The sequence below is a fragment of the Trueperella bernardiae genome, assembly GCF_001469025.1.
GTDB lineage: Bacteria > Actinomycetota > Actinomycetes > Actinomycetales > Actinomycetaceae > Trueperella > Trueperella bernardiae.
Genome location: NZ_LNIZ01000001.1, coordinates 347,029 through 370,275 on the forward strand (window position 1 = coordinate 347,029; position 23,247 = coordinate 370,275).

A 23,247-nucleotide genomic window follows, 5' to 3' on the forward strand; every position below is an offset into this window, starting at 1 on the left:
GAGCTCGTAGTGGACGTCCTCAGTCACGGTAACCCTCCGGGATCAGTGCGATGACGGCGGCCACGACCTCGTCAATGCCCAGGGCTGACGAATCGATGGTGGTCACCCCGTCCTCGGCCACGGTGAAGTTGATGACCGTGGAGTCGTCGCGGTCGCGGCGCAACACCTCGTCACGCGTGGCGGCGATGGCGGCCTGGTCCGCGGCCCCAAGGTTTTCCTTGGCACGACGAGCGAGGCGCGCCTCCTCCGACGCCGTCAGCAACACCCGCACGGGTGCGTCCGCGGCCACGACGGTGGTGATGTCGCGCCCCTCGGCCACGATCCCCCGGCCCTGCGAATGGCCGGACGCCGTGGTCTCCTCGGCGATGATCGCCTGCTGCATGCGCACCATCTCGGCTCGTACGCCGAGGTTGACCGCCAGCTTCGAGACCACCTTCGCCACCTCCGAGGTGCGGATAGCGGCTGTGATGTCATGATCGGCACACATGAAGCGCTGGTTGTCTGGGGCCAGGTCAATCGACAGCGGCATAGACTGGGTGGCGGCGAGCACGGAGTCGGCGTCGTCGAGGTCGATCCCCTCGTGCATGGCCCACCATGTGGCCGCGCGGTACATCGCGCCCGTGTTGAGGTAGGACAGCCCGAGTTCGCGGGCCACGCGCTTGGCCACCGTGGACTTGCCCGAGCCCGATGGCCCGTCGATGGCGATTACCAACGGCTTGGGGCTTTCACTTCTCACCACTTGCCATCCCTTCTGTTCCAGGCCGCGCTCCAGGGGTAGACCCTGATGCGGGTTGACCTTGACGATGACCCGGCCCACCTGTTGGCGTGCCGAGTGCTCCATCTCCAGGTCCTCAATGTTAATTCCGAGTTCGCCGATCTCCGCAAACAGCCGTCCGAGCATGCCCGGCTGATCCGGGATGAGGACGATGACCTCGGCGTAGGACGTGCGTGCCCCGCCGTGCTTGCCTGGGATACGGGCGACGCCCTTGTTGCCGTCAGCGATCACGGAGGAGATGCGGTCCAGCCCCGATTCGCGGTCGAGTGTGACAACCAGCGCGCCCAGCCGGGCCGAAATGCCGCGCAACACATTGGCGATCTCGGTGCGGTTGCCGTTGATGATCGAGGTCCACAACAGCGGGTCCGATTCGGCGATGCGTGTGACGTCACGCAGGCCCTGCCCGGCCAAATCGAGGGCTTCGGCGGGCGCGTCGCGCAGGGCCGCGGCCACGAGCGAACTCATGAGCTGGGGCATGTGGGACACGAGCGCAACCGCGTGGTCGTGTTCGGCGGCGCTGAGCATCGACACGGAAGCGCCCATGTCCACCGCGAGCGTGCGGATGGTGCCCACCGCCGCCTGCGACGTGCGCTCGTTCGGGGTGAGCACCCACGGGCGGCCTACAAACAGGTCGGCGTCCGCGGCGATCGCCCCCGAGCGCTCCTTGCCCGCCATCGGGTGCGAGCCCACCCAGCGCTCAAATCCGGGGTGCCGCTCCAGCGCCGCGGCGATCTTGTCCTTCACCGACGCCACGTCCGTCACCACCGCGTCCGGGAAGCGTTCCAGCGCGCTCGCCACGGCCCCGGCTGTCACGTCCGGCGGAATGGCGACGACGACGATCGACGGCGCGGACACCGGCTCCAGTGTGCCGGCCCCCAGGTCGCGCGCGAGGGCGGCGGCCACCGGCGAGGCGTCCTCGATGTGAACCTCCACCCCGGCCCGCCGCAGGCGTAGCGCGATCGACGTGCCGAGCAGGCCGGTGCCGATCACCAGCACCGGCGAGGCAGTCAGGACCGTGTCGTTCACAGATCCACCATGCTCATGAGCGCGCCGAGCTCGGTGCCGGCCACCTGGCGCACCTGGCCCGGCTTGAGACGCCCGATGGTGATGTTGGCGAACTGCGTGCGCACCAGGTCAATCACCGGGAAGCCCACCTCGTCCATGATCCGGCGCACGATGTGGTTGCGCCCCGAGTGCAGGGTCAGCTCCACGATCGAGTGCTTCTTGCCCGCCTCCCGCAACACAAAACGGTCAACCTTGACCGGGCCGTCGTCCAGGGTGATCCCCTTCTCCAGCACCTTGGTCAGGCCGCGCGGCACCGTGCCCTCCACGCGGGCCACGTACGTCTTCGGCACCTCGTAGGAGGGATGGGTGAGGCGGTGGGCGAGCTCGCCGTCGTTGGTCAAAAGAATGATGCCCTCCGTGTCGGCGTCGAGGCGCCCCACGTGGTAGAGCCGCTCGGTGCGGTCTTCAATGTAGTCCGCAAGCGTGGACCGGCCCTGGTCGTCGCTCATTGTGGATACGACGCCGCGCTCCTTGTAGCACACGAGCGTCACCTTTGTCTCGTCCAGCTGCACACGGTTGCCGTCCACGTGAATGATCGCATCGGGGCGCACGCGGATGCCGAGCTGCTGGACGACGTAACCGTTAACCGTCACCCTGCCCTGGGTGATGAGCTCTTCGCAGGCGCGGCGCGACCCGATGCCGGCGTGTGCAAGCACCTTTTGCAGGCGCTCACCGCTGGAGTCGTGCAGGTCCTGTGTGCGCGTCATCGTAGCTCCTTTTCGACCTCGTCGAGGTCGGCGTCATCGGGAAGGTAGGGTGCCAAGGGGGCGAGGTCGTCGAGCGAGTTCATGCCCATCTTCTCAAGAAAAAGCGCGGTGGTAGAATACAGGCTCGCGCCCGTTGCCGCCGTGGTTCCCACCTGCTCGACCAGCCCCCTGGTGACCAAAGTTCGAACAACAGAGTCTACCTCAACACCACGGATTGAAGCGATTTGTGCCCGCGTACACGGCTGGCGGTAGGCGATGACGGCCAGCGTCTCAAGTGCCTGGGCCGACAATCGGGAGGACTGGCCCGAGGTGACGAAACCGGCCACGATCTCGCTGTAGCGCGGGTGGGAGTAGAAGCGCCACCCGCCACCCGCCTCGCGCAGCTCGAATCCGCGCTGGTCATCGGCGTATTGGCGGACCATGGCGTGCAGGAGGGCCTCGGTCTCAGCCTCGGGCAGGTCGATCGCGGCGGCCAGGTTCGCCACCGGCACCGGCTCGGGCGCCACCATCAAAATCGCCTCGAGGGCCCCGCGCTGAAGGTCACTCATCGCTTTCCTCACTCTCCTTCTTCCACGACGCCGTTGACCCGCTTACGTCCGCAGCCGGGCCGGGCGTCGTCGTTCCCGCCTGCACCGGCGTGGCCGTACGCGTGACGAAGAGCGTGGCCAACGGGCCGTCCTGCTCGACGTCGACCTCCCCGCCGCGCAGCATCTCAAGCACCGCGAGGAAGCGTGAGACGACGGTTGCCACCGAATGCGCCTGCCGGCACAGCTCGGTAAACGACACCCGGTCCCCCACAACCAGGGTCTGGCGCAGGTAGTCCACCTGGGTCTCCACCGGAACGAGCGGGTCGTGCAGGTGGTCGAACGTGACCTCGTCGGGCGTGCGCGTGAAGACCCGCGCCGCGAGCAACGCCAGGTCCTCCACCCCGATCCGCAACTCGACCTCGGGCAGAAGACTGCGCAAGCCCTCCTCCATCGGCACGTCGCGCCCGTGGGCAAGCGACTGTACGGCGAGGGTGGCGGCCATGTGCGCGGCCACGTCCTTGTACGCCTTGTATTGGAGGAGCTTGGCAAAGAGCAGGTCCCGGGCGCTGAGAATCTCCAGGTCCTCATCCTCCTCGACCTCCTCCTGCGGCAGCAACCGCGCCGCTTTCATGTCCAGCAAAGTGGCCGCGACCACCACGAACTGGGACATCTGCGACAGGTCGGCATCCTGGGCGCGCACGAACGCCAAGAACTCGTCCGTGACCTCGGCAAGCGCCACCTCGGTCACGTCGAGCTTCTTACGCGAAATCAGCGACAGGAGGACCTCAAAGGGCCCCGAAAAGATGTCGAGATCGACTGCGAATCCATCGGAGCTGAAGAGATCCTCGCCCGCGCTCACTAGGGGGCGCCGCCGCGGGAAATCAGTTCGCGGGCAAGGCGGCGGTATGCCTGGGCGCCCTTCGACTTCGGGTCGTAGCTGGTGATCGGCTCGGCCGCCACCGTGGCATCGGGGAAGCGGACCGTGCGCGGGATCTGGGTCTCGAACACCCGGTCCCCGAACTGCTGGCGGATCGTGGAGATAACCTCGCGGGCGTGCAGCGTGCGGGTGTCGACCATGGTGAGCAGCACGCCGTCGATCGACAGCTGCGGGTTGAGCCGGTCTTGCACGCGCTCGATCTGGTCGATAAGAAGCGCCACGCCGCGCATGGCGAAGAACTCCGCCTCCAGCGGGATCATCACGCCGTGAGCGGCCGTCAGCGCGTTGATAGTGAGCAGGCCGAGGGAAGGCTGGCAGTCGACAATAATAATGTCGTAGTCATTGACCACCGGGCGCAACACGCGAAGGAGCGACTGCTCGCGCGCCACCTCGTTAATGAGCTGAATCTCAGCCGCCGACAGCTCGATGTTCGAAGGCACGATGTCGAGGTTTTCGGTAGAGGTGTGGTGAATAATCCGCGTGATATCAGGCTTGGCGGAGAGCATCTCGTCGTACAAGGTCCGCTCCAGGCTCATCGCGTTGATGCCCACGCCCGCCGATGCCGCCCCCTGCGGGTCGAAGTCCACGATCAGCACCTTGCGCCCATATTCGGCCAGTGCCGCGGCGAGGTTGATCGAGGTGGTCGTCTTGCCCACGCCGCCCTTCTGGTTGCACATGGCGATAATTCGGGCAGGGCCGTGGGAATCCAGATCGCCGGGTAGCGGGAAGTCGCGGTCCGGATCTAGTTCGTCGAGGAGATCAGTCTGTACAGGAGTCACGGCACTAATCTACCTGATGTCGGTAACTTCTTAAGCCTGCAAGGCGCGAGGGTGGGAACTGGCATACGTCTCACGCATGGTCTGCGTGGTGACCTTCGTGTAGATCTGCGTGGTGGTCACCGACGAATGCCCCAGCATCTCCTGTACGATCCGCACGTCCGCCCCGCCCTGGAGCAGGTGCGTGGCAAACGAGTGGCGGAAGGTGTGCGGGGAGACACCCTCGATCCCTGCGCGCTCGGCTATCGCTTGGATCGCCGTCCAGGACAGCTGCCGGGTCAGCGGCTTTCCGCGGGTGTTGAGGAATAACGACGCCGTCCCACTCCCCTTCGCGGCCAGCGCGGGCCTGCCCCGCACCAGGTAGGCCTGAAGTGCATCGATCGCGTACTGGCCGAGCGGGAGGATGCGCTCCTTTCGGCCCTTGCCGAACAGGCGTATTGTGGCCGAATCGAGGTCGATGTCGTCGGCGGTGAGCCCCACCGCCTCCGTGATGCGCGCGCCCGTGCCGTAGAGGATTTCGACCAGGGCGCGATCGCGCAGGGCGAGCGGACCGTCCCCAAACGACGCGGCCTCGATGAGGGCGCCCATCTGCTCGACCGTGATCGCCTTGGGCAGGCGTTGACCGATCTTCGGCGGGCGCAGATCGACGGTGGGGTCGGTGGACGTGCGGTCCTCGAGGTAAAGAAAGTGGTGTAGGCGCCGGATCGCCGTCACCATGCGGGCTACCGAGGAGGTGGCGAAGACCGTGCCCGCTGCGCCGCCGCGCAGGTAGTCGACGAAGCTGGCCGCGTCGTCGTCGGACACGCCGGCAAAGCTAGTGACGCCGCGCGAGCGGAGGTGGTCCACGTAGTGCGCGATATCTCGCCGATAGGCTGCCAGGGTGTTTGCCGAGAGCGAGCGCTCCACGCCTAAATGGGCGAGGAATTGGGCGATATCGCGCGCAAAAGGGTCGTCATGCACTTTAGCGCGTTTGTCCACGTCTTACGCTCCCTTTGTGAGATGACCGCGTAGACTTTACTATAACCGCTCATCCGTACCCTAAACGAAGGAGTTTTTCATGACGTTCGAATGGAGCGACCTCGATCAGAAGGCCGTTGATACCGGCCGCGTGCTGGCTGCCGACGCCGTCCAGAATGTTGGCAACGGCCACCCGGGTACGGCCATGTCGCTGGCGCCCGCGGCCTACCTGCTCTTCCAGAAGGTCATGAAGAATGACCCGGCAGATGATTCCTGGCTCGGCCGCGATCGTTTCGTCCTGTCCGCCGGCCACTCCTCGCTCACCCAGTACGTACAGCTCTTCCTGGCCGGTTACGGACTGGAGATGGAGGACCTCGAGGCACTGCGCACCGAAGGCTCCCTCACCCCCGGTCACCCCGAATACGGCCACACCAAGGGCGTGGAGATCACCACTGGCCCGCTTGGCCAGGGTCTGGCCTCCGCGGTCGGCATGGCGATGGCCTCCCGCCGCGCGCACGGCCTGTTTGACCCGAAATCGCCGGCCGGAGAATCGGTGTTCGACCACTTCGTTTACGTCATTGCCGGCGATGGCTGCCTGCAGGAGGGCGTGACCTCCGAGGCGTCGTCTGTTGCGGGCACCCAGAACCTGGGCAACCTTATCGTCATTTATGATGACAACCGCATCTCGATTGAGGACGACACGTCGATCGCTTTTTCGGAGGACGTGCTCGGGCGCTACGAGGCCTACGGCTGGCACACCCAGCACGTGAGCTGGCTGGGTGAGGGCGAGTACCGCGAGGACGTGGAAGCGCTCTACGTGGCGATCGAAGAGGCCAAGAAGGTCACCGACAAGCCCTCGATCATCAAGCTGTCCACCATCATTGCCTGGCCTGCCCCCACCAAGCAGGGCACCGGCGCCTCGCACGGCTCGGCCCTTGGTGAAGAGGAGATCCGCCAGACCAAGGAGATCCTGGGCCTTGACCCGGATAAGACCTTCTTCATCGATCCCGAGGTGCTCGAGCACACCCGCGCCCAGGCCAAGGCCAGAGCTGCGGAGGCTCGCGCCGCGTGGGAGCCGAAGTTCGAGCAGTGGGCCAAGGACAACCCGGAGGGCAAGAAGCTGCTTGACCGCGTGCTCGCCCGCGAACTACCCAAGGGCTACGCGGACGCCTTCCCCACCTTCGAGGCGGGCAAGGCCGTGGCCACCCGTGCGGCCTCCGGCGTGGTGCTCAACGCGATCAAGGACACGCTACCCGAACTGTGGGGCGGCTCCGCTGATCTTGCGGGGTCGAACAACACGATCATGAAGGGCGAGCCGTCCTTCTTCCCCGAGGAGCGCTCCTCGGCGATGTTCCCGGGCAACAAGTACGGGCGTAACCTGCACTTCGGCATCCGCGAGCACGGCATGGGCTCGATCGTCAACGGCATCGCGCTCGATGGCCTGACCCGCCCGTACGGCGCCACCTTCTTCGTATTCGCCGATTACATGCGCCCGGCCGTACGTCTGGCCGCGCTCATGAAGACCCCCTCGACGTTCGTCTGGACCCACGACTCGGTGGGTGTGGGCGAGGACGGCCCCACCCACCAGCCGATCGAGCACCTGTGGGCCTACCGTGCAATCCCGGGCCTCGACATCGTGCGCCCGGCGGACGCGAACGAGACGTCCTACGCCTGGCGTGGAATCCTCGAGCGCTCCGACCGCCCGGCGGGCCTCATCCTCTCCCGCCAGAACCTGCCGGTTCCCGCGCGCGGCGAGGGCGAACTGGCCTCGGCCGAGGGCGTGCTCAAGGGCGGTTACGTGCTGGCGGATGCCGAGAAGGTCGACGTCGTTATCATCGCCACCGGCTCGGAGGTCTCCGTGGCTCTCGAGGCTCGCGAGGAGCTGGCCAAGGAGGGCATCGGAGCGCGCGTCGTCTCGATGCCGTGTCTGGAGTGGTTCGCCGAGCAGCCGGAGGACTACCGCGAGTCGGTCCTGCCCTCGGACGTTAAGGCGCGTGTGTCTGTCGAGGCGGGTTCCACGCTCGGCTGGCGCGCTTACGTGGGTGACGCTGGCCGCATGGTCGGCATCGACCACTTCGGCGAGTCCGCTTCGGGTGACCTGCTGATGAAGAAGTACGGCATGACCGCGGAGAACGTGGTCAAGGCCGCCAAAGAATCCATCGCCGCTGCCAAGTAGGAGGCAACGTGTCTAATCTTGCAAAGCTGTCCGAGCTGGGCGTGTCCATCTGGCTCGACGACCTGTCCCGCTCCAGGCTCGATTCGGGCAACCTCGAGGACCTCATCCGCAACTACAACGTTGTGGGCGTGACCACCAACCCGTCCATCTTCCAGGCGGCGATCTCCGGGTCGGACGCCTACCGGGAGGACGTGGCGCGGCTCGCGGAGGCGGGTAAGACCGCCGAGGAGATCATCACCGAGCTCACCACCGACGACGTGCGGCGGGCGTGCGACCTGTTCGCCCCCACGTTCGAGGCGAGCAGGGGCTATGACGGGCGCGTCTCGATCGAGGTCGACCCCCGCCTGGCCCACAACCCCAACCCCACGTTCGCCCAGGCCAAGGAGTTGTGGGCGAAGGTTGACCGCCCGAACGTCATGATTAAGATCCCGGCAACGAAGGCGGGCCTGCCCGCGATTCGCGACGCGATCGCCGAGGGGCTGTCGGTCAATGTCACGCTCATCTTCTCAGTCGAGCGCTACGAGGAGGTCATCGACGCGTACTTGAGCGGTCTCGAGGCAGCCCGCGCCGCGGGCAAGGACCTGTCGACCATCCATTCCGTCGCCTCCTTCTTCGTCTCCCGCGTGGATACGGAAATCGATGCGCGCCTGGAGAAAATCGGCGGCCAGTCTTCGCTCGACATGCGCGGTAAGGCAGGAATCGCGAACGCGCGCAACGCGTATGCGGCCTTCCTCAAGCACTTCGAGTCGGAGCGCTTCCGCGACCTGGAGGACGAGGGCGCCAACTTGCAGCGGCCGCTGTGGGCGTCGACTGGCGTGAAGAACCCCGACTACTCCCCCACCATGTACGTGGACCAGCTCGCCACCACCCACGTGGTTAACACTATGCCGGAGGCGACCCTGTGGGCCACGAAGGATGGCGCGCAGCTCGACGCCGACACGGTGCGTCCGAACTTGGACGCGGCGTCGAACACGATGAAGCATTTGACCCTCCTTGGCATCGACGTCCCCGGCGTCGCCGCCAAGCTCGAGGAGGAAGGCGTGGAGAAGTTCGAGACCGCGTGGGAGGAACTCATCGACACGGTCACCGACGCGATGAACGCGAACTAGGGGTAAAGTAAGGAAGGCAGGGTTGCCCGCTCGGGCGACCCTGCCTCACTTTATGGAGGTGCTACATGCACGAGTGGACGAACCCGCTCCTGTCCGACGGCGACACCCGGCTCCTACGGGTGGCCAGCCCGTGCGGATTGGTGCTTTTCGGCATTACGGGCGACCTGTCAAAGAACAAGATCCTGCCCGCCATCTACGACCTGTCGCATCGTGACCTGCTACCGGCGTCGTTCACGCTGGTGGGGGTGGCGCGCCCGAAGGCCTCCATCCCAGACCTCGCCACCTGGGTGGAGGATGCGATCCGCGCGGGCACGAAGACGGGGATTGACGAGACGGCGCTGCGTCAGCTCATGGCCGGTTTCCGGGTGGTGCAGGGCGATTATGATTCGCCGGAAACCTTCGCCACGCTTAAGTCCGAGCTCGAGGCGGCGAACGTGGAGCGTGGCACGGGCGGCAACTATGCTTTCTACCTCGCCATTCCCCCGGCGCTGTTCCCCCAAGTCCTCACCGAGCTTAAGGACGCCGGGCTGGCCAGCCAGGAGGAGGGGTGGCGGCGCGTCGTCGTCGAAAAGCCCTTTGGTAGCGATCTGGCGAGCGCCCAGGAGCTGGATCGGATCGTCACCGGCGTTTTTGACGAGTCTTCGATTTTCCGCATCGACCACTACCTGGGTAAGGAGACGGTGCAAAACATCCTCGCCCTGCGCTTTGCCAACGAGCTGTTCGAGCCGATCTGGAACAACGCTCACGTGGACCACGTCCAGATCACCATGGCTGAGGACATCGGGATCGGATCGCGCGCGGGTTATTACGACGGCGTGGGCGCGGCTCGTGATGTCATCCAAAACCACCTCCTCCAACTGCTGGCGCTGGTGGCGATGGAGGAGCCAACGTCGTTCGAGGCGGACGCCCTACGCCGCGAGAAGGAGAAGGTCCTCAAGGCCACCCACCTCATTGGCGGCCCTGACACGTCCTCGGTGTTCGCCCAGTACGCCTCGGGCTGGCAGGGCGGGGAGCGCGTGCGCTCCTACCTCGAAGAAGACGGGGTGGCTGCCAACTCGCGCACCGACACCTACGCAGCCCTCCGGCTCGGGATCGACACGCGCCGCTGGGCCGGCGTGCCCTTCTACCTGCGGGCCGGCAAACGGCTCGGCCGGCGCGTGACCGAGGTGGCGCTCGAGTTCCGCCGCCCGCCCTTCCTGCCGTTCACCAAGGAGCAGATGGCGGGTATGGGCGCGAACACGCTGGTCATCCGCATCCAGCCCGACGAGGGCGTCACCTTCCGCTTCGCCTCCAAAGTGCCGGGCGCCCAAATGCTGCTGCGCGACGTGACGATGGACTTCGGCTACGGCCACGCCTTCACCGAGTACGCCCCCGAGGCCTACGAGCGCCTCATCCTCGACGTCCTGCTCGGCGACCCGCCGCTCTTCCCCCGCCAGACCGAGGTAGAGCTCGGCTGGAAGCTCGTGGACGAGGTCACCGGCTACTGGGATGCCACGGATCGCCCCATCGAAACGTACGAGCCCGGATCGTGGGGGCCGCTCGGCTCGGACGCGATGCTCGGCCAGGACGGTAACGCCTGGCGCAGGCCCTAGGAGGAATGATGAAGAAGATTTCACACACCACGTCGGCCCGCCTGGCCCGCCGCCTCAACGAGCTGCGCGGCGAGGGCACGTACGCGCTTGGCAAGGTCTTGAACCTCATCGCGGTGGTCGTCGACGACGACGGCGTCCGCGCGGTTGTCGACTCCGCCCTCGCCGTGGCCGAGGCCCACCCGCTGCGCATCATCGTCGTCCTGCCCGATGCCACCGACGACGGCGACGCCCGCCTCGACGCCGAGATCCTCGGCAACGAGGACGTGGGCCCGGCGGAAGTGGTCATCCTTCGCCCCTTCAACGGTGCGGGCACTAGCAGGGTGTCGCTCGTGACCCCGCTCCTGCTCCCCGACGCGCCCGTCTTCACCTGGTGGGTGCAGGAGGCGCCCACCTGCCCCACGGATAGGACCCTGGGTCAGATCGCGTCCCGGCGTATCACGAACGCGAATGCGGCGGACAACCCGCTCGGGGCGCTCAAGGAGCTGGCCGCCAAGCGCGAGGCCGGGGACACTGACATCAACTGGGCGGGCATCACCATCTGGCGTTCCCAGCTGGCCGCGCTCCTCAACGAAGGCCCCCACGAGGACGTGGAGCACGCCGAGGTCGGGGGCAACACGGGCCGGGTGGGTTCGCACATGCTCGCGGCCTGGCTGCGCCTGCGCCTGGGCGTGCCCGTCGAGCTCACGCACACGGATACGCCCGGTATCGAGTACGCGATCCTCCACCGGCCCTCGGGCCCGCTGTCGATCAGCCGGCCTAGCCACGGCGACATCGCCGTGCTTGGCCGCCCTGGCAGGTCCGACCTCCAGATCTCCATGCCCATGCGCTCCCTGCAGTCTCAGCTGATCGAAGAGTTGCGCACCGTGGGTGAGGATTCGGAGTTCGCGGTGGTGCTCGCGGCGATCGCCGAGGACTAGAGGCCAGCATCCGTCCGGGTGCTGGCCGTCCGGGTGCTGGGAGGGATTTGAATGTACTGGACGTTTTCGGGGCGATCTCCTCATATACGAAGATCGCCCCGGATTCGTCCAAAGTATTTTAATCGCCGGCTCACCTCTGACTCGCGGCACGAAAAACGCGCCCGGGAAAGGGCGCGTTCTTGAGCTTTCCTCGGTCTAGCCCTGGAACTTCGTGATGAGGCCAATCAGCACGATCGACGTCACCCACACCAGCGCCACACCCACCGTGATGCGGTTCAGGTTGCGCTCAGCCACGCCCGAGGAACGCATCGAGGTGGAGATGCCACCGCCGAACACGTCAGACACACCGCCGCCACGGCCCTTGTGCAACAGAATCGAGCCGATAAGGAGGAGGCTCGAAAGCACGAGCACAATGATGCAAAGAATAAGGAGAACGTTCACGATATTCTCTTTCGGTCGGGACCGGCGCCTGGCGCCACATACCGTACCAGTGTATAGCACGGGAGGGGAACAGCGTGAATGCCGCTCCCCTCCCGGGTGTGAGACCTATCGCTTAGACGAGGAAGGTCACGATCTTCGCGAACTCCGTGGCATCAAGCGAAGCGCCGCCCACGAGCGCGCCGTCCACATCCGGCTGAGCCATGATGTCCTTGACGTTGGAAGACTTCACCGAGCCGCCGTACTGGATACGAACGGCCTGCGCCGTGGCGTCGTCGTAAAGTTCGCCCACCTTGACGCGGATCGCGCCGCAGACTTCCTGGGCGTCCTCCGGGGTGGCGACCTCACCGGTGCCAATGGCCCAAATGGGCTCGTAAGCGATGACCGACTTGGCCACCTCCTCAGCGGTGAGACCCGCGAGCATCTCCTCGATCTGGCCGAGCACGAAGTCGACCTGGTTGGCGGCCTTGCGCACGTCCAGCGCCTCGCCGCAACACATGATCGGGGTCATGCCCGCATCCAGGACCTTCTTGGCCTTCTTGCCCACGAGCTCGGAGGTCTCACCGTGGTACTCGCGGCGCTCCGAGTGGCCAACCACCACGTAGGTGCAGCCGAGCTTGGTGAGCATGCCGGTGGAGATTTCGCCGGTGAAGGCTCCCTTGTCGTGGATCGACACGTCCTGCGCGCCGTACCCGATCTCAAACTCCTCCGACTCGACGAGGGTCTGCACCGAGCGAATGTCGGTGAAGGGGACGATCACGGCCGCCTCGGTGGTGGCGTAATCGTGCTTGAGATCCTTGAGGGTGAGGGCAAGCTTCTGAACCAGGGAGATCGCCTCGAGGTGATCGAGGTTCATCTTCCAGTTGCCTGCCATAAGCGGGGTGCGGGTCATTTAGTCCTCCAAAACTGCAATGCCGGGAAGCTCCTTGCCCTCGAGGTACTCGAGGGAGGCGCCGCCGCCGGTGGAAATGTGATTGAACTTGGCCTCGTCGAAGCCGAGGGTGCGAACCGCGGCCGCGGAATCGCCACCGCCGACGATCGTGAAGCCCTCAGCCTTCTCCATCGCATCGGCGATGGCCTTCGTGCCGTTGGCGAACGCCGGGAACTCGAACACGCCCATGGGGCCGTTCCACACGATCGTCTTCGAATCGGCGATCGCGGCGGCATAGCCCTCACGGGTCTTCGGGCCGATGTCCAGGCCCATCTCGTCAGCCGGCATCTCGCCGGTGTCGTAGATGGAGGCCGGGGCGTCAGCGTTGAACTCCGGGGCGGTCACGTTATCAACCGGGACGAGGATCTCGACGCCGGCCTCACGAGCCTTCTTCAGGTACTCGCCAGCCTTCTCCACGAAGTCCTCCTCGAGGAGGGAGGTGCCCACCTCGTTGCCCTTCGCCTTGAGGAAGGTGTAGGCCATGCCGCCGCCGATGAGCAGACGATCGGCCTTGTCGAGCAGGTTGTCGATCACGCCGAGCTTATCCGAAACCTTCGAGCCGCCCAGGATCACCGTGTAGGGGCGAGCCGGGTCCTTCGTGGCCTTCGACAGGGAGTCGATCTCCTTGAAGACGAGCTCGCCGGCAGCGCTCGGCAGCTTCTTCGCGATGTCGTAAACCGAGGCCTGCTTGCGGTGAACAACGCCGAAGCCGTCGGACACGAAGGCGTCAGCCAGCGCCGCATACTCGGAGGCAAGCTCCTCGCGCTCCGCATCCACCTTCGAGGTCTCGCGAGCATCGAAGCGGACGTTCTCCAGCAGGACGACGTCGCCGTTTGCCATATCGGCGGTCAGCGCCTTCGCGGACTCGCCAACCGTGTCCTCAGCCAGCTTCACGTCCTTGCCCAGCAGCTCCGACAGGCGGGCAGCCACGGGCGCCAGCGAGAAGTCGGGGTTGACCTCGCCCTTCGGACGGCCCAGGTGCGCCGAGACAATGACCTTGGCGCCCGCGTCAATGAGGCGGGTGAGGGTGGGCAGGGCGGCGCGAATACGGCCGTCGTCCGTGATGTTCTTTTCCTTGTCCAGCGGGACGTTAAAGTCCGAGCGGACAAAAACCTTCTTGCCGGCGAGATCGCCGAGCGAATCGATGGTCCTCATGAATTCTCCTTTTCTGATCGGGCGCGCGCGAGCACGAAGACGCGCGGGCGCCCGGAGGAAGACATTTTCTGTAAAAGTGCCCGCACATGTCGCGCATGTGCGGGCACTCTACTTGGCGACGCGCTTAGAGCGACTTGCCGACAAGAACGGCGAGGTCAACGAGACGGTTCGAGTAACCCCACTCGTTGTCGTACCAAGAAACAACCTTGACCTGGTTGCCGATGACCTTGGTCAGGCCGGCATCGAAGATCGAGGAGTGCGGATCGGTCTCGATGTCCTTCGACACGATCGGATCCTCGGTGTACTTCAGGATGCCCTTAAGCTCGCCCTCAGCAGCCTTCTTGATGGCGGCGTTGATCTCCTCAACGGTGAGCTCGCGCTCGGCCTCGAAGGTGAGATCGGTAGCGGAGCCGGTCGGAACCGGGACGCGCAGAGCGTAGCCGTCGAACTTGCCCTTGAGCTCGGGCAGGACCAGGGCAACAGCCTTGGCAGCACCGGTGGAGGTGGGGATGATCGACAGGGCAGCGGCGCGGGCGCGGCGCAGATCCTTGTGCGGGCCATCCATGAGGTTCTGGTCAGCCGTGTAGGCGTGAACCGTGGTCATGAGGCCCTTGACAATACCGAACTCTTCGTTCAGAACCTTTGCCATCGGAGCGAGGCAGTTGGTGGTGCAGGAAGCGTTGGAGATGATGTTGTGCTTGGCGGGATCGTAATCGCCGTGGTTCACGCCCATGACGATCGTGATGTCCTCGTTCTTCGCCGGGGCGGAGATGAGGACCTTCTTGGCGCCAGCCTCAAGGTGCTTCTTGGCGTCATCCGCGTTGGTGAAACGGCCGGTCGACTCAATGACGATGTCAACACCGAGCTCGCCCCACGGGAGGTTCGCCGGATCGCGCTCCTCGAAAGCCTTGATGACGCGGTCGCCAACCTTGATCTCTTCGTCCGTGTAGGTGACCTCCTCTTCAAGGGCACCGAGGATCGAATCGTACTTCAGCAGGTGAGCGAGGGTCTTGTTATCGGTCAGATCGTTGACCGCAACGATCTCGATGTCCGCACCCTGCGCAAGAGCTGCACGCGTGAAATTACGGCCGATACGGCCAAATCCGTTGATTCCAACCTTAATGGTCACTCTTGTCCTCCTTGTGTGGACGCACCACACGTTGTGAATGGATTAGCGGGAAGTTCCCGCAACGATCGCTGGACGCGCGTCTCGCGTGGCCGCTCACGTTTCGTAAAGATTCTACAACGAATCGCGCAAGGCCCGCAGGGACCTAAGCCGTTTCTTCACACATAGCTGACAAGCTCGACGCGCCCTGCCCGCGTGTGAAAAGGACGCCGCTACAGCCGATGCTGGACGTCGGAGACGGCATCCATCGTGTCAGGGATTCCGAGCTCGGCCGCCCGCTTGTCGGCCATCGTGTTGAGCCGGCGCAGGCGCCCGGCCACCGCGTCCTTCGTAGCCGGCGGGTTGAGCCGCCCACCCAGCATGTTGAGCGAATCCTCCGGGTACTGCATGCGGAACTTGCCCACCTCGCGCAGGTTGTCGGGCACCTCCTCCCCCAGGATTTCGAAGGCACGCTTGACACGGATGACAGCGACGACGGCCGCGTCGGCCGACCTGCGCATGTTCGCATCGTCAAAGTTGGCCAGACGGTTAGCCTGGCCATGGACCTCGCGCTCGGTACGCAGATCCTCCCACAGCAACACCCCGTCGTTCGATCCCATGCGACTGAGCATGTCCGAGATCGCATCCCCCTCGCGGATGTCCACCCGGTAGGCGCCGCGGGCCTCGCGCGCCCGGTAGGGGCTCTCCAAACGACGGGCGAGCCCGCCGATCCCGTAAGCAGCCTCCAGGGAGGGGCAGGTCAGCTCAAGCGCCGCATTCCGGCCAGGCTCCATGAGGGACCCGCGCGCGAGGAACGCCCCGCGCCAGGCAGCCGCCGCGTCGGCCTTTGACCCACCCACGATCTGCGCCGGCAGCCCGCGCACAGGCCGTCCCAGCGTGTCGAGCAATCCGAGCCTGCGCGCGATTCGCTCGCCGTTCTTCGTAATCCGCACGACGTACGTGTTGCCCGCCCGCCCGGAGTTCTTCACCACCACGAGGTCCGCATCAACGGAGAACACCGCCTTGATGAGCTCGCACATGTGCCGGGCCGCGCCCGGGTGATCGAGCTCAGCCTGGAGCGTGACCACGCCGTCGTTAATCTGGAGCCCGCCGGCAAATCGGAACATCACCGAAACCTCGGCGGTCATCGACGACGCCGTCCGCGGAAACACCGCGGACAGTTCGTCCTTCAAGGTGACGGTCAACGGCGGCATGATTCCTCCCAAGATGTGTGCGGGACATCCATTATACGTAAAGGCTTTTACCAGCGCGGACTTGAGCCGAGCAACTCGCGCAGGGCCGAGGCGAGGAAAAGCACGTCGTGGCGCGCGGGATCACGGCGATCCGCGAGCGGCCGGGCCAGGATCTCCGCCCCGCACTCCTCCGCCTCCCGCGACAGCTTGCCCCAGTGAGTACCGGGGCCGTCGTCGATAACAATCCGGTCAAGCGCCAGGCTCGGGGCGTGCTCGTGGAAGGAGCGCACGTGATCGGCGGGTGAGAGCGTACGCGTCTCGTCGTCGGGAACAAGGTTGATGAGCAGTGCACGTTTGGCCGGGGTGGCCGCCAGCGCCTCGTACAGCTCCGGTACGAGCAAGTGCGGGATGACGGAGGTGAACCAGGAGCCGGGGCCGAAAATCACCCAGTCGGCGTCATGAATCGCCGCGATCGCCTCGGGCACCGCGGGCGGGTTTTCCGGGATGAGGCGCACCTGCTTGATCTCCGCCTTGCACGTGGCCACCCCCGCCTGGCCAAAGATCGTGTGCGGACCGGAATCGTCGCACACCTCTGCCTCAATGCGCAGCGGCGTGGACGACATCGGCAACACCGTACCCGCGGCATCGAGCAGCCGCCCCACAAGATCCAGCCCCTTGACCTGGTCCCCCAGCAGATCCCACACGCCCGTGATGAGGAGGTTGCCGAGCGAATGGCCGTTGAGCGGGCCCTCGGAGGTGAACCGGTACTGCATGACGTCACGCCAGGTCAGCGCCCACTCGCCGTCGTCGCACAGGGCCGACAGCGCCATGCGCAAATCGCCGGGTGGGAGGATGTCGAACTCTTCGCGCAGCCGGCCGGAGCTGCCGCCGTCGTCGGCCACGGTCACGATCGCCGTGATGTTGCGCGTGAGCAGGCGCAACGCGCTGAGCGTGGCGAACAGGCCGTGTCCCCCGCCCAGCGCTACCACCTTCGCGCCGCGCGCCCCGCTGGTCATTCGCGCCCCAAGTCTCGATGGAAAACCCGCACGGAATGCCCCCGCGCGCGCATGAGCTCGGCCAGCCGCTCCGTCATCGCCACCGAGCGGTGCTTACCGCCCGTGCACCCGATCGCGATCGTCACATACGGCTTGAGCTCGTGCTTGTAGCCCTCGAGGATCGGATCGATGAGGTTGGCGTATCCTCCGATGAACTCCTCCGCGCCATCGATGCTGAGCACGAAGTTGGACACAGGCTCGTCCTTGCCCGTCAGGTGCCGTAGCTCGGAGACCCAATACGGGTTGGGCAGGAAGCGCACGTCCGCCACGTGGTCGGCGTCCATCGGCAGGCCGTACTTGAAGCCGAAGGACATGATCGTCAGGTGCGGATCGTCCTCCCCGGCCTCCTGCATGTTCTGTCGGATCTTGCGCGCCAAGTCATGGACCGTGAGCGACGAGGTATCAATCAACATGTCGGCGCGCGTGCGCAACTGGGCGAGCACCTCGCGCTCGAGGCGAATCCCGTCAAGCAGGCGCCCGTCCCCCTGCAGCGGGTGCGGCCGGCGCACGGACTCGTACCGGCGCACCAGAACCTCGTCCGAGGCGTCAAGGAACATGATCCGGTAATCCTGCCTGCGCTCCTGCAGCTGATCGAGCACCTCCACCAACTCCCGGAAGTACTCACGCGAACGCACATCAACGACCGCGGCCAGCCGGCGCACCGCCTGCCCGTCCACCGGCGAGATGAGGCCCGCCAGCGCGCTCAGCAGGCGCGGGGGCAGGTTGTCGACGACGTACCAACCGATATCCTCAAGCGTGGCAGCCGCGCGCGACCGGCCCGCCCCGGACATGCCCGTGATAATGAGGATTTCGGGGATATCCGCGGCAGGAAGGCTCACCTCGCGGTCAAGCTCGGGTACCAGGCGCGGGATCTTGCCCGTGTCATTAATGTCATCGTGGGAGATCGTCATAACACTATCGTGCCAGTTTTCACTCCGACTTTCCTGAAAAGTGAGCGACGATCGCGGCGGCCATCGCCGGCCCAATACCCGGCACGGCCTGCAGGTCCTCCGCACTTGCCGCCTTGATCCGGGCCACGGACTTCAACTGCTTGAGCAACGCCGCCTGCTTCACCGGCCCCAGACCCGGGATCTCATCCAGGGCCGAGCGCGTCATCGACGCCGAGCGCCGCTTGCGATGGAACGTAATGGCGAAACGGTGTGACTCATCGCGCAGGTGCTGGAGCAGCCGCAGCGCCGGGGACGTACGCGACAGGATAATGGGGAACTCCTCCCCCGGCACCCAGATCTCCTCCAGGCGCTTAGCCAGCCCGATCACGGTCACGTCCGCGTCCAGCTCGTCAACCACCCGCTGGGCGGCGTTCACCTGCGGCAGGCCGCCGTCGACGACGATGAGGTCCGGCCGGTACGCAAAGCGCGGCTTGGGCTCGGGGGACACGACTTCGTTGGCCTCGGCTTCGGGTGCGTCAAGCTCCCCGGGCGCACCCGGCTCCGGCGCGGGCGCTACGAGCCGCTTGAGGCGGCGGCGCAACACTTCATCCATCGCCGCCGTATCATCACGCGCCCCCAGCCCGTCCTCGCCGCGCACCACGAAATGCCGGTAGTCGGCCTTCTTCGCCAGCCCGTCCTCAAACACGACCATCGAGCCGACCTGGTGCGTGCCCTGCGTGTGCGAGATGTCGTAGCCCTCGATACGTAGCGGCGCGCGGGGCAGGTCAAGCCCCACACGCAACTCCTCGAGCGCCTGGGAGCGCTCCGTGATGTCGCCCGCCCGGGCCAACTTGTGACGCTGGAGCGCCTGCGCCGCATTCGTCTTCACCGTCTCCATCAGCTGCGCCTTCGGCCCGCGCTGCGGGGTCTTGATCGCCACCTTCGCCCCGCGCAGCTCGGTCAGCCACGAGGCGATCGTGGCGGCGTCGTCGGGCATGGTGGGCACCCAGATCTCGCGCGGGAGGGCGGATGCGGCCGTGTGGTCGACGTCGTCCACAGACCTGGCGCGCGACTTCGCCTTCCCGCCCGTGTGCTCGCCGTACACCTGCACCAGCAGGTGGTTCACCAGGCCCTCGGCGCCCTCGTCCTCGATCGCGGAGATCCAGCCGCGCTGGCCGCGAATCCGCCCGCCGCGCACGTAAAACACCTGCACCGAGGCCTCCAGCTCGTCAAACACGAGCCCAAAGACATCGGCGTCCACGTCCGCATCCAGCACCACGGTGTTGCGCTCGGCCACCACCTCGAGTGCCCGCACGTCGTCGCGCAACCGGGCCGCGCGCTCGAAGTCAAGATCGGCGGAGGCCGCCGCCATCTCCTTCTTCTTCTGCGAGATGAGGTCCTCCCCCGTGCCGTCAAGGAAGCGCACCATCTGCCGCGCGATGTCCCGGTGCTCGTCGCCGCTCACCCGCCCCACGCACGGGGCCGAACACTTGCCGATGTAGCCCAGCAGGCACGGGCGTCCCGAGCGCTCTGCCCCGCGAAACACGCCCGCCGAACACGAACGTATCGGGAACACGCGCAAGAGCTGGTCGAGCGAATCGCGCACCGCCCACACCTTCGTATACGGCCCGTAGTAGCGGTTCCCACGCCGGTGAGCGTTACGGGTGACCATCACCCGCGGGAACTCCTCGCTGATCGTGATCGCCAGGTACGGGTAGGACTTGTCGTCGCGGTACATGACGTTGAAGCGCGGCGTGAACTCCTTGATCCACGAATACTCCAGCGTCAGCGCCTCGATCTCGGAGGCGACCACCACCCACTGCACCCGCACCGCCGTGAACACCATCTGGCGCGTGCGCGGGTGGAGCAACGCCGGATCCTGGAAGTAGTTCTGCAGGCGCTGGCGCAGGTTCTTGGCCTTGCCCACGTAGATGACCCGTTCGTCATCGTCGATAAAACGATAGACGCCCGGGTCCCTGGGAATATCGCCCGTCTTCGGGCGATAGCTTTCCGGATTGGCCATCTACAAGGTTCCCGCCTTATCCAAGATCGGCTTGAGGTAGTGGCCCGTGTGCGAGTCGGCCACCATGGCCACCTGTTCCGGCGTGCCCTCGGCGACGACGAGCCCGCCGCCCTTGCCGCCCTCCGGCCCCAGGTCGATCACCCAGTCGGCCGACTTGATGACGTCAAGGTTGTGTTCGATGACGATGATCGTATTGCCCTTATCCGCCAGCTCTTGCAGCACGCCGAGCAGCTTGCGCACGTCCTCAAAGTGCAAGCCGGTGGTCGGCTCGTCGAGCATGTAGACCGTGCGGCCCGTGGAGCGCCGGTGGAGTTCGGAGGCAAGCTTGACCCGCTGGGCCTCGCCTCCCGAGAGCGTGGTGGCCGGCTGGCCGAGCTTGATGTAGCCCAGACCCACGTTCTCCAGCACTTCGAGGTACTTGGTGATGCGGGTGACCGAGCCGAAGAACTCGCGCGCCTGCGAGATGGTCATGTCGAGCACCTCGGCCACGTTCTTGCCCTTGTAGTGCACCTCCAGGGTCTCGCGGTTGTAGCGCGTGCCGTGGCACACCTCGCACGGCACGTACACGTCAGGCAGGAAGTTCATCTCGATCTTCAGCGTGCCGTCCCCGGAGCAGGACTCGCAGCGCCCGCCCTTGACGTTGAAGGAGAAGCGCCCGGGCCCGTACCCGCGCACCTTCGCCTCCTCCGTCTCGGCAAACAGCTTGCGGATCGGGTCCCACATGCCGGTGTACGTGGCCGGGTTCGAGCGCGGGGTGCGCCCGATCGGCGACTGGTCCACGTGAACCACCTTGTCCAACTCCGCCAGGCCCTTGACCTTGCCGTGCTTGCCGGGCAACGTCTGGGCGCGGTTAAGCTTGTTGGCCAGCACCCGGTACAAGATCGTGTTAACGAGTGAGGACTTGCCCGATCCGGACACGCCCGTCACCGCCGTCATGACGCCGATCGGGAACTTCACGTCGATGCCGCGCAGGTTGTTCTCCCGCGCGCCCGTCACCTCGATCTGCTTGGTCTTGTACACGCGACGCCGGCTCGTGGGCACCGCGATCTCCCGCGCGCCCTTGAGGTAGGCGCCCGTCAGCGACTCCTCGCAGTCCACGATTCCAGCCGGCTCGCCCGAATAGACGATGTGGCCGCCGTGCTCGCCGGCGCGCGGGCCGATGTCCACCACCCAGTCCGCCGCCCGGATCGTGTCCTCATCATGTTCGACGACGACGAGCGTGTTACCCAGATCCCGCAGGCGTAGCAGGGCGGAGAGCAGCTTCTCATTGTCGCGCTGGTGCAGGCCGATCGACGGCTCGTCGAGTACATAGAGCACGCCCACCAACCCCGCGCCGATTTGGGTGGCCAGGCGGATACGCTGGGCCTCACCACCTGAGAGCGATCCCGCGGAGCGTGACATCGTGAGGTAGTCCAGGCCCACGTTGACCAGGAAGGTGAGCCGGGCCAGGATCTCCTTAAGGACGGCGTCGGCGATCTTGCGCTCGCGCTGCCCGAGCTCGATGTGCGACAGGTAGTCGAGCGCGTCCACGATCGACAGCTCGGTCAGCTCAAAGATGTTGAGCTCCCCCACCCGCACCGCGAGCACCTCGGGGCGAAGGCGCGCTCCCCCGCACACCTCGCACGTGACCTCGCGCATGAAGCCCTCGTACCGTTCGCGCGACCACTCCGAGCTGGTCTCATCGTGCTTGCGTTTGACGAAGTGCAACACGCCCTCGAAGCCCGTGGAGTACACCTTCTCCCGGCCCCAGCGGTTGCGGTAGGTCATCTTGACCTTGTAATCCAGACCGTGCAAGATCGCGTCCCGCGCCTCGCCCGACAGGTCCTTCCACCGCGTGTTGAGGTCGAATCCGAGCTGCTCGCCCAGGCCCTCGAGCTGGCGCATATGGTAGTCGCGAGCCGGGCCGGACGCCGTCGTGGTCCACGGAATGATCGCACCCTCTTCCAGCGTCATGTCCTCATCCGCAATCACCAGGTCTTCCGAAACCTGCACAGTGTAGCCGATGCCATCGCACGCCGGGCACGAGCCGTAGGGGGCGTTGAAGGAGAACGTGCGCGGCTCGATCTCCTCGATCTCCAGCACGTGGTCATTCGGGCAGGAGCGGTACTCGGAGAACTTCCGCTCGCGCTCCGGATCGTCCGCATCCCGGTCCACGAACTCGACGATGAGCCGCCCGTCGGCCAGCCGCAGCGCGGTCTCCACCGAGTCATTGAGGCGCGAACGCATGCCCTCGCGAATCGCGAGCCGGTCCACCACCACGTCGATGTTGTGCTTCTTCGTCTTGGCCAGCGTGGGCGGATCGGTGAGCCGCACCTGCTGTCCATCCACCCGCGCGCGCGAATACCCGTCCGCGCTCAGCGTGCGGAACACGTCCGCGTGCTCACCCTTGCGGCCGCGAATGACCGGCGCGAGGATCTGGAAGCGCGTGCCCTCATCCAACTGCAGCAGGCGATCGACGATCTTCTCCGCGCTCTGCGCCTCAATCTTCTCCCCGCACACCGGACAATACTGTGTGCCCGCGCGCGCGTACAGCAGACGCAGGTAGTCGTAGACCTCCGTAATCGTGCCCACCGTGGAGCGCGGGTTGCGGTTGGTGGATTTTTGGTCGATCGACACCGCGGGCGACAGGCCCTCAATGAAATCCACATCCGGCTTGTCCATCTGCCCGAGGAACTGGCGTGCGTACGCCGACAGCGACTCGACATAGCGGCGCTGGCCCTCGGCAAAAATCGTGTCGAACGCCAGGGAGGACTTCCCCGAGCCGGACAGGCCCGTGAACACCACCATCTTGTCGCGTGGAATCTCCAACGAGACGTTCTTCAGGTTGTGTTCGCGGGCGCCTTGAATGCGAATGTCGTCATGCACGACCTCAGTCTAAACAATGCCTCCGACACAATCGAACGCTTGTTTGACGTTTTT

Annotated in this window: 19 protein-coding genes; 4 read left to right on the top strand and 15 right to left on the bottom strand. The window is 65.7% G+C overall.

Features of this window, described 5'->3' with window-relative positions:
* Positions 1–19: 19 nt before the first annotated feature.
* The 6 genes from AQZ59_RS09825 to xerD are packed head-to-tail and all read right to left on the bottom strand — an operon-like array spanning position 20 to position 5,747.
* Positions 20–1,801 (bottom strand): prephenate dehydrogenase, encoded by a 1,782-nt coding sequence (locus AQZ59_RS09825; RefSeq protein WP_070808032.1) that lies wholly within the window; start codon positions 1,799–1,801, stop codon positions 20–22.
* Positions 1,798–2,547 (bottom strand): pseudouridine synthase, encoded by a 750-nt coding sequence (locus AQZ59_RS01585; RefSeq protein ID WP_062612495.1) that lies wholly within the window; start codon positions 2,545–2,547, stop codon positions 1,798–1,800. The genes AQZ59_RS09825 and AQZ59_RS01585 overlap by 4 nt, the downstream gene beginning before the upstream one ends.
* Positions 2,544–3,095 (bottom strand): SMC-Scp complex subunit ScpB, encoded by a 552-nt coding sequence (gene scpB / locus AQZ59_RS01590; RefSeq protein WP_062612497.1) that lies wholly within the window; start codon positions 3,093–3,095, stop codon positions 2,544–2,546. The genes AQZ59_RS01585 and scpB overlap by 4 nt, the downstream gene beginning before the upstream one ends.
* Positions 3,088–3,933, bottom strand: coding sequence for a segregation and condensation protein A (locus AQZ59_RS01595; RefSeq protein WP_062612499.1), 846 nt, complete (start codon positions 3,931–3,933; stop codon positions 3,088–3,090). Before AQZ59_RS01595 ends, scpB begins: the two co-directional genes overlap by 8 nt.
* On the bottom strand, positions 3,933–4,790 hold the full coding sequence (locus tag AQZ59_RS01600; RefSeq protein WP_062612501.1) for a ParA family protein: 858 nt from the start codon (positions 4,788–4,790) through the stop codon (positions 3,933–3,935). The genes AQZ59_RS01595 and AQZ59_RS01600 overlap by 1 nt, the downstream gene beginning before the upstream one ends.
* A gap of 30 nt (positions 4,791–4,820) precedes the next feature.
* Entirely contained in the window at positions 4,821–5,747 is a 927-nt protein-coding gene (gene xerD / locus AQZ59_RS01605) for a site-specific tyrosine recombinase XerD (RefSeq protein WP_082661075.1), read from the bottom strand.
* A gap of 97 nt (positions 5,748–5,844) precedes the next feature.
* Here xerD and tkt point away from each other — a divergent pair, with 97 nt between their 5' ends.
* The 4 genes from tkt (at position 5,845) to AQZ59_RS01625 (ending at position 11,538) form a co-directional block, all read left to right on the top strand.
* Entirely contained in the window at positions 5,845–7,920 is a 2,076-nt protein-coding gene (gene tkt, locus AQZ59_RS01610; protein ID WP_062612503.1) for a transketolase, read from the top strand.
* Positions 7,921–7,928: 8 nt separating this feature from the next.
* The gene (gene tal, locus AQZ59_RS01615) at positions 7,929–9,029 is read left to right on the top strand and encodes a transaldolase (protein ID WP_148132138.1); all 1,101 of its coding nucleotides are present in this window, start codon (positions 7,929–7,931) and stop codon (positions 9,027–9,029) included.
* 65 nt (positions 9,030–9,094) lie between these two features.
* Entirely contained in the window at positions 9,095–10,621 is a 1,527-nt protein-coding gene (gene zwf / locus AQZ59_RS01620; RefSeq protein WP_062612507.1) for a glucose-6-phosphate dehydrogenase, read from the top strand.
* A gap of 5 nt (positions 10,622–10,626) precedes the next feature.
* Positions 10,627–11,538 (top strand): glucose-6-phosphate dehydrogenase assembly protein OpcA, encoded by a 912-nt coding sequence (locus AQZ59_RS01625; RefSeq protein ID WP_062612509.1) that lies wholly within the window; start codon positions 10,627–10,629, stop codon positions 11,536–11,538.
* A gap of 195 nt (positions 11,539–11,733) precedes the next feature.
* On the opposite strand, the gene secG is transcribed toward AQZ59_RS01625, so the two are convergent.
* The 9 genes from secG to uvrA form a co-directional block, all read right to left on the bottom strand.
* Positions 11,734–11,979: a preprotein translocase subunit SecG gene (gene secG, locus AQZ59_RS01630; RefSeq protein ID WP_062612511.1), complete on the bottom strand. Its 246-nt coding sequence runs from the start codon at positions 11,977–11,979 to the stop codon at positions 11,734–11,736.
* A 112-nt stretch (positions 11,980–12,091) separates the two neighbouring features.
* Positions 12,092–12,868, bottom strand: a complete 777-nt coding sequence (gene tpiA / locus AQZ59_RS01635; protein WP_062612513.1) for a triose-phosphate isomerase — start codon at positions 12,866–12,868, stop codon at positions 12,092–12,094.
* The gene (locus tag AQZ59_RS01640) at positions 12,869–14,062 is read right to left on the bottom strand and encodes a phosphoglycerate kinase (RefSeq protein WP_062612515.1); all 1,194 of its coding nucleotides are present in this window, start codon (positions 14,060–14,062) and stop codon (positions 12,869–12,871) included.
* Positions 14,063–14,186: 124 nt separating this feature from the next.
* On the bottom strand, positions 14,187–15,191 hold the full coding sequence (gene gap / locus AQZ59_RS01645; RefSeq protein WP_062612517.1) for a type I glyceraldehyde-3-phosphate dehydrogenase: 1,005 nt from the start codon (positions 15,189–15,191) through the stop codon (positions 14,187–14,189).
* A 209-nt stretch (positions 15,192–15,400) separates the two neighbouring features.
* Complete coding sequence (whiA, locus tag AQZ59_RS01650) at positions 15,401–16,381, bottom strand: DNA-binding protein WhiA (RefSeq protein WP_062612519.1); 981 nt, start codon at positions 16,379–16,381, stop codon at positions 15,401–15,403.
* A 47-nt stretch (positions 16,382–16,428) separates the two neighbouring features.
* A complete protein-coding gene (locus tag AQZ59_RS01655) occupies positions 16,429–17,376 on the bottom strand; it encodes a gluconeogenesis factor YvcK family protein (RefSeq protein ID WP_062612521.1) in 948 nt (315 codons plus the stop codon).
* Positions 17,373–18,326: an RNase adapter RapZ gene (rapZ, locus tag AQZ59_RS01660; RefSeq protein WP_062612523.1), complete on the bottom strand. Its 954-nt coding sequence runs from the start codon at positions 18,324–18,326 to the stop codon at positions 17,373–17,375. The genes AQZ59_RS01655 and rapZ overlap by 4 nt, the downstream gene beginning before the upstream one ends.
* Before the next feature lie 19 nt (positions 18,327–18,345).
* Positions 18,346–20,328: an excinuclease ABC subunit UvrC gene (uvrC, locus tag AQZ59_RS01665; RefSeq protein ID WP_062612526.1), complete on the bottom strand. Its 1,983-nt coding sequence runs from the start codon at positions 20,326–20,328 to the stop codon at positions 18,346–18,348.
* Positions 20,329–23,193 carry an excinuclease ABC subunit UvrA gene (gene uvrA / locus AQZ59_RS01670; RefSeq protein WP_062612528.1) on the bottom strand — a complete coding sequence of 955 codons (2,865 nt, stop codon included), beginning with the start codon at positions 23,191–23,193 and terminating at the stop codon, positions 20,329–20,331. It lies immediately after the preceding gene.
* Between the last annotated feature and the right edge of the window lie 54 nt (positions 23,194–23,247).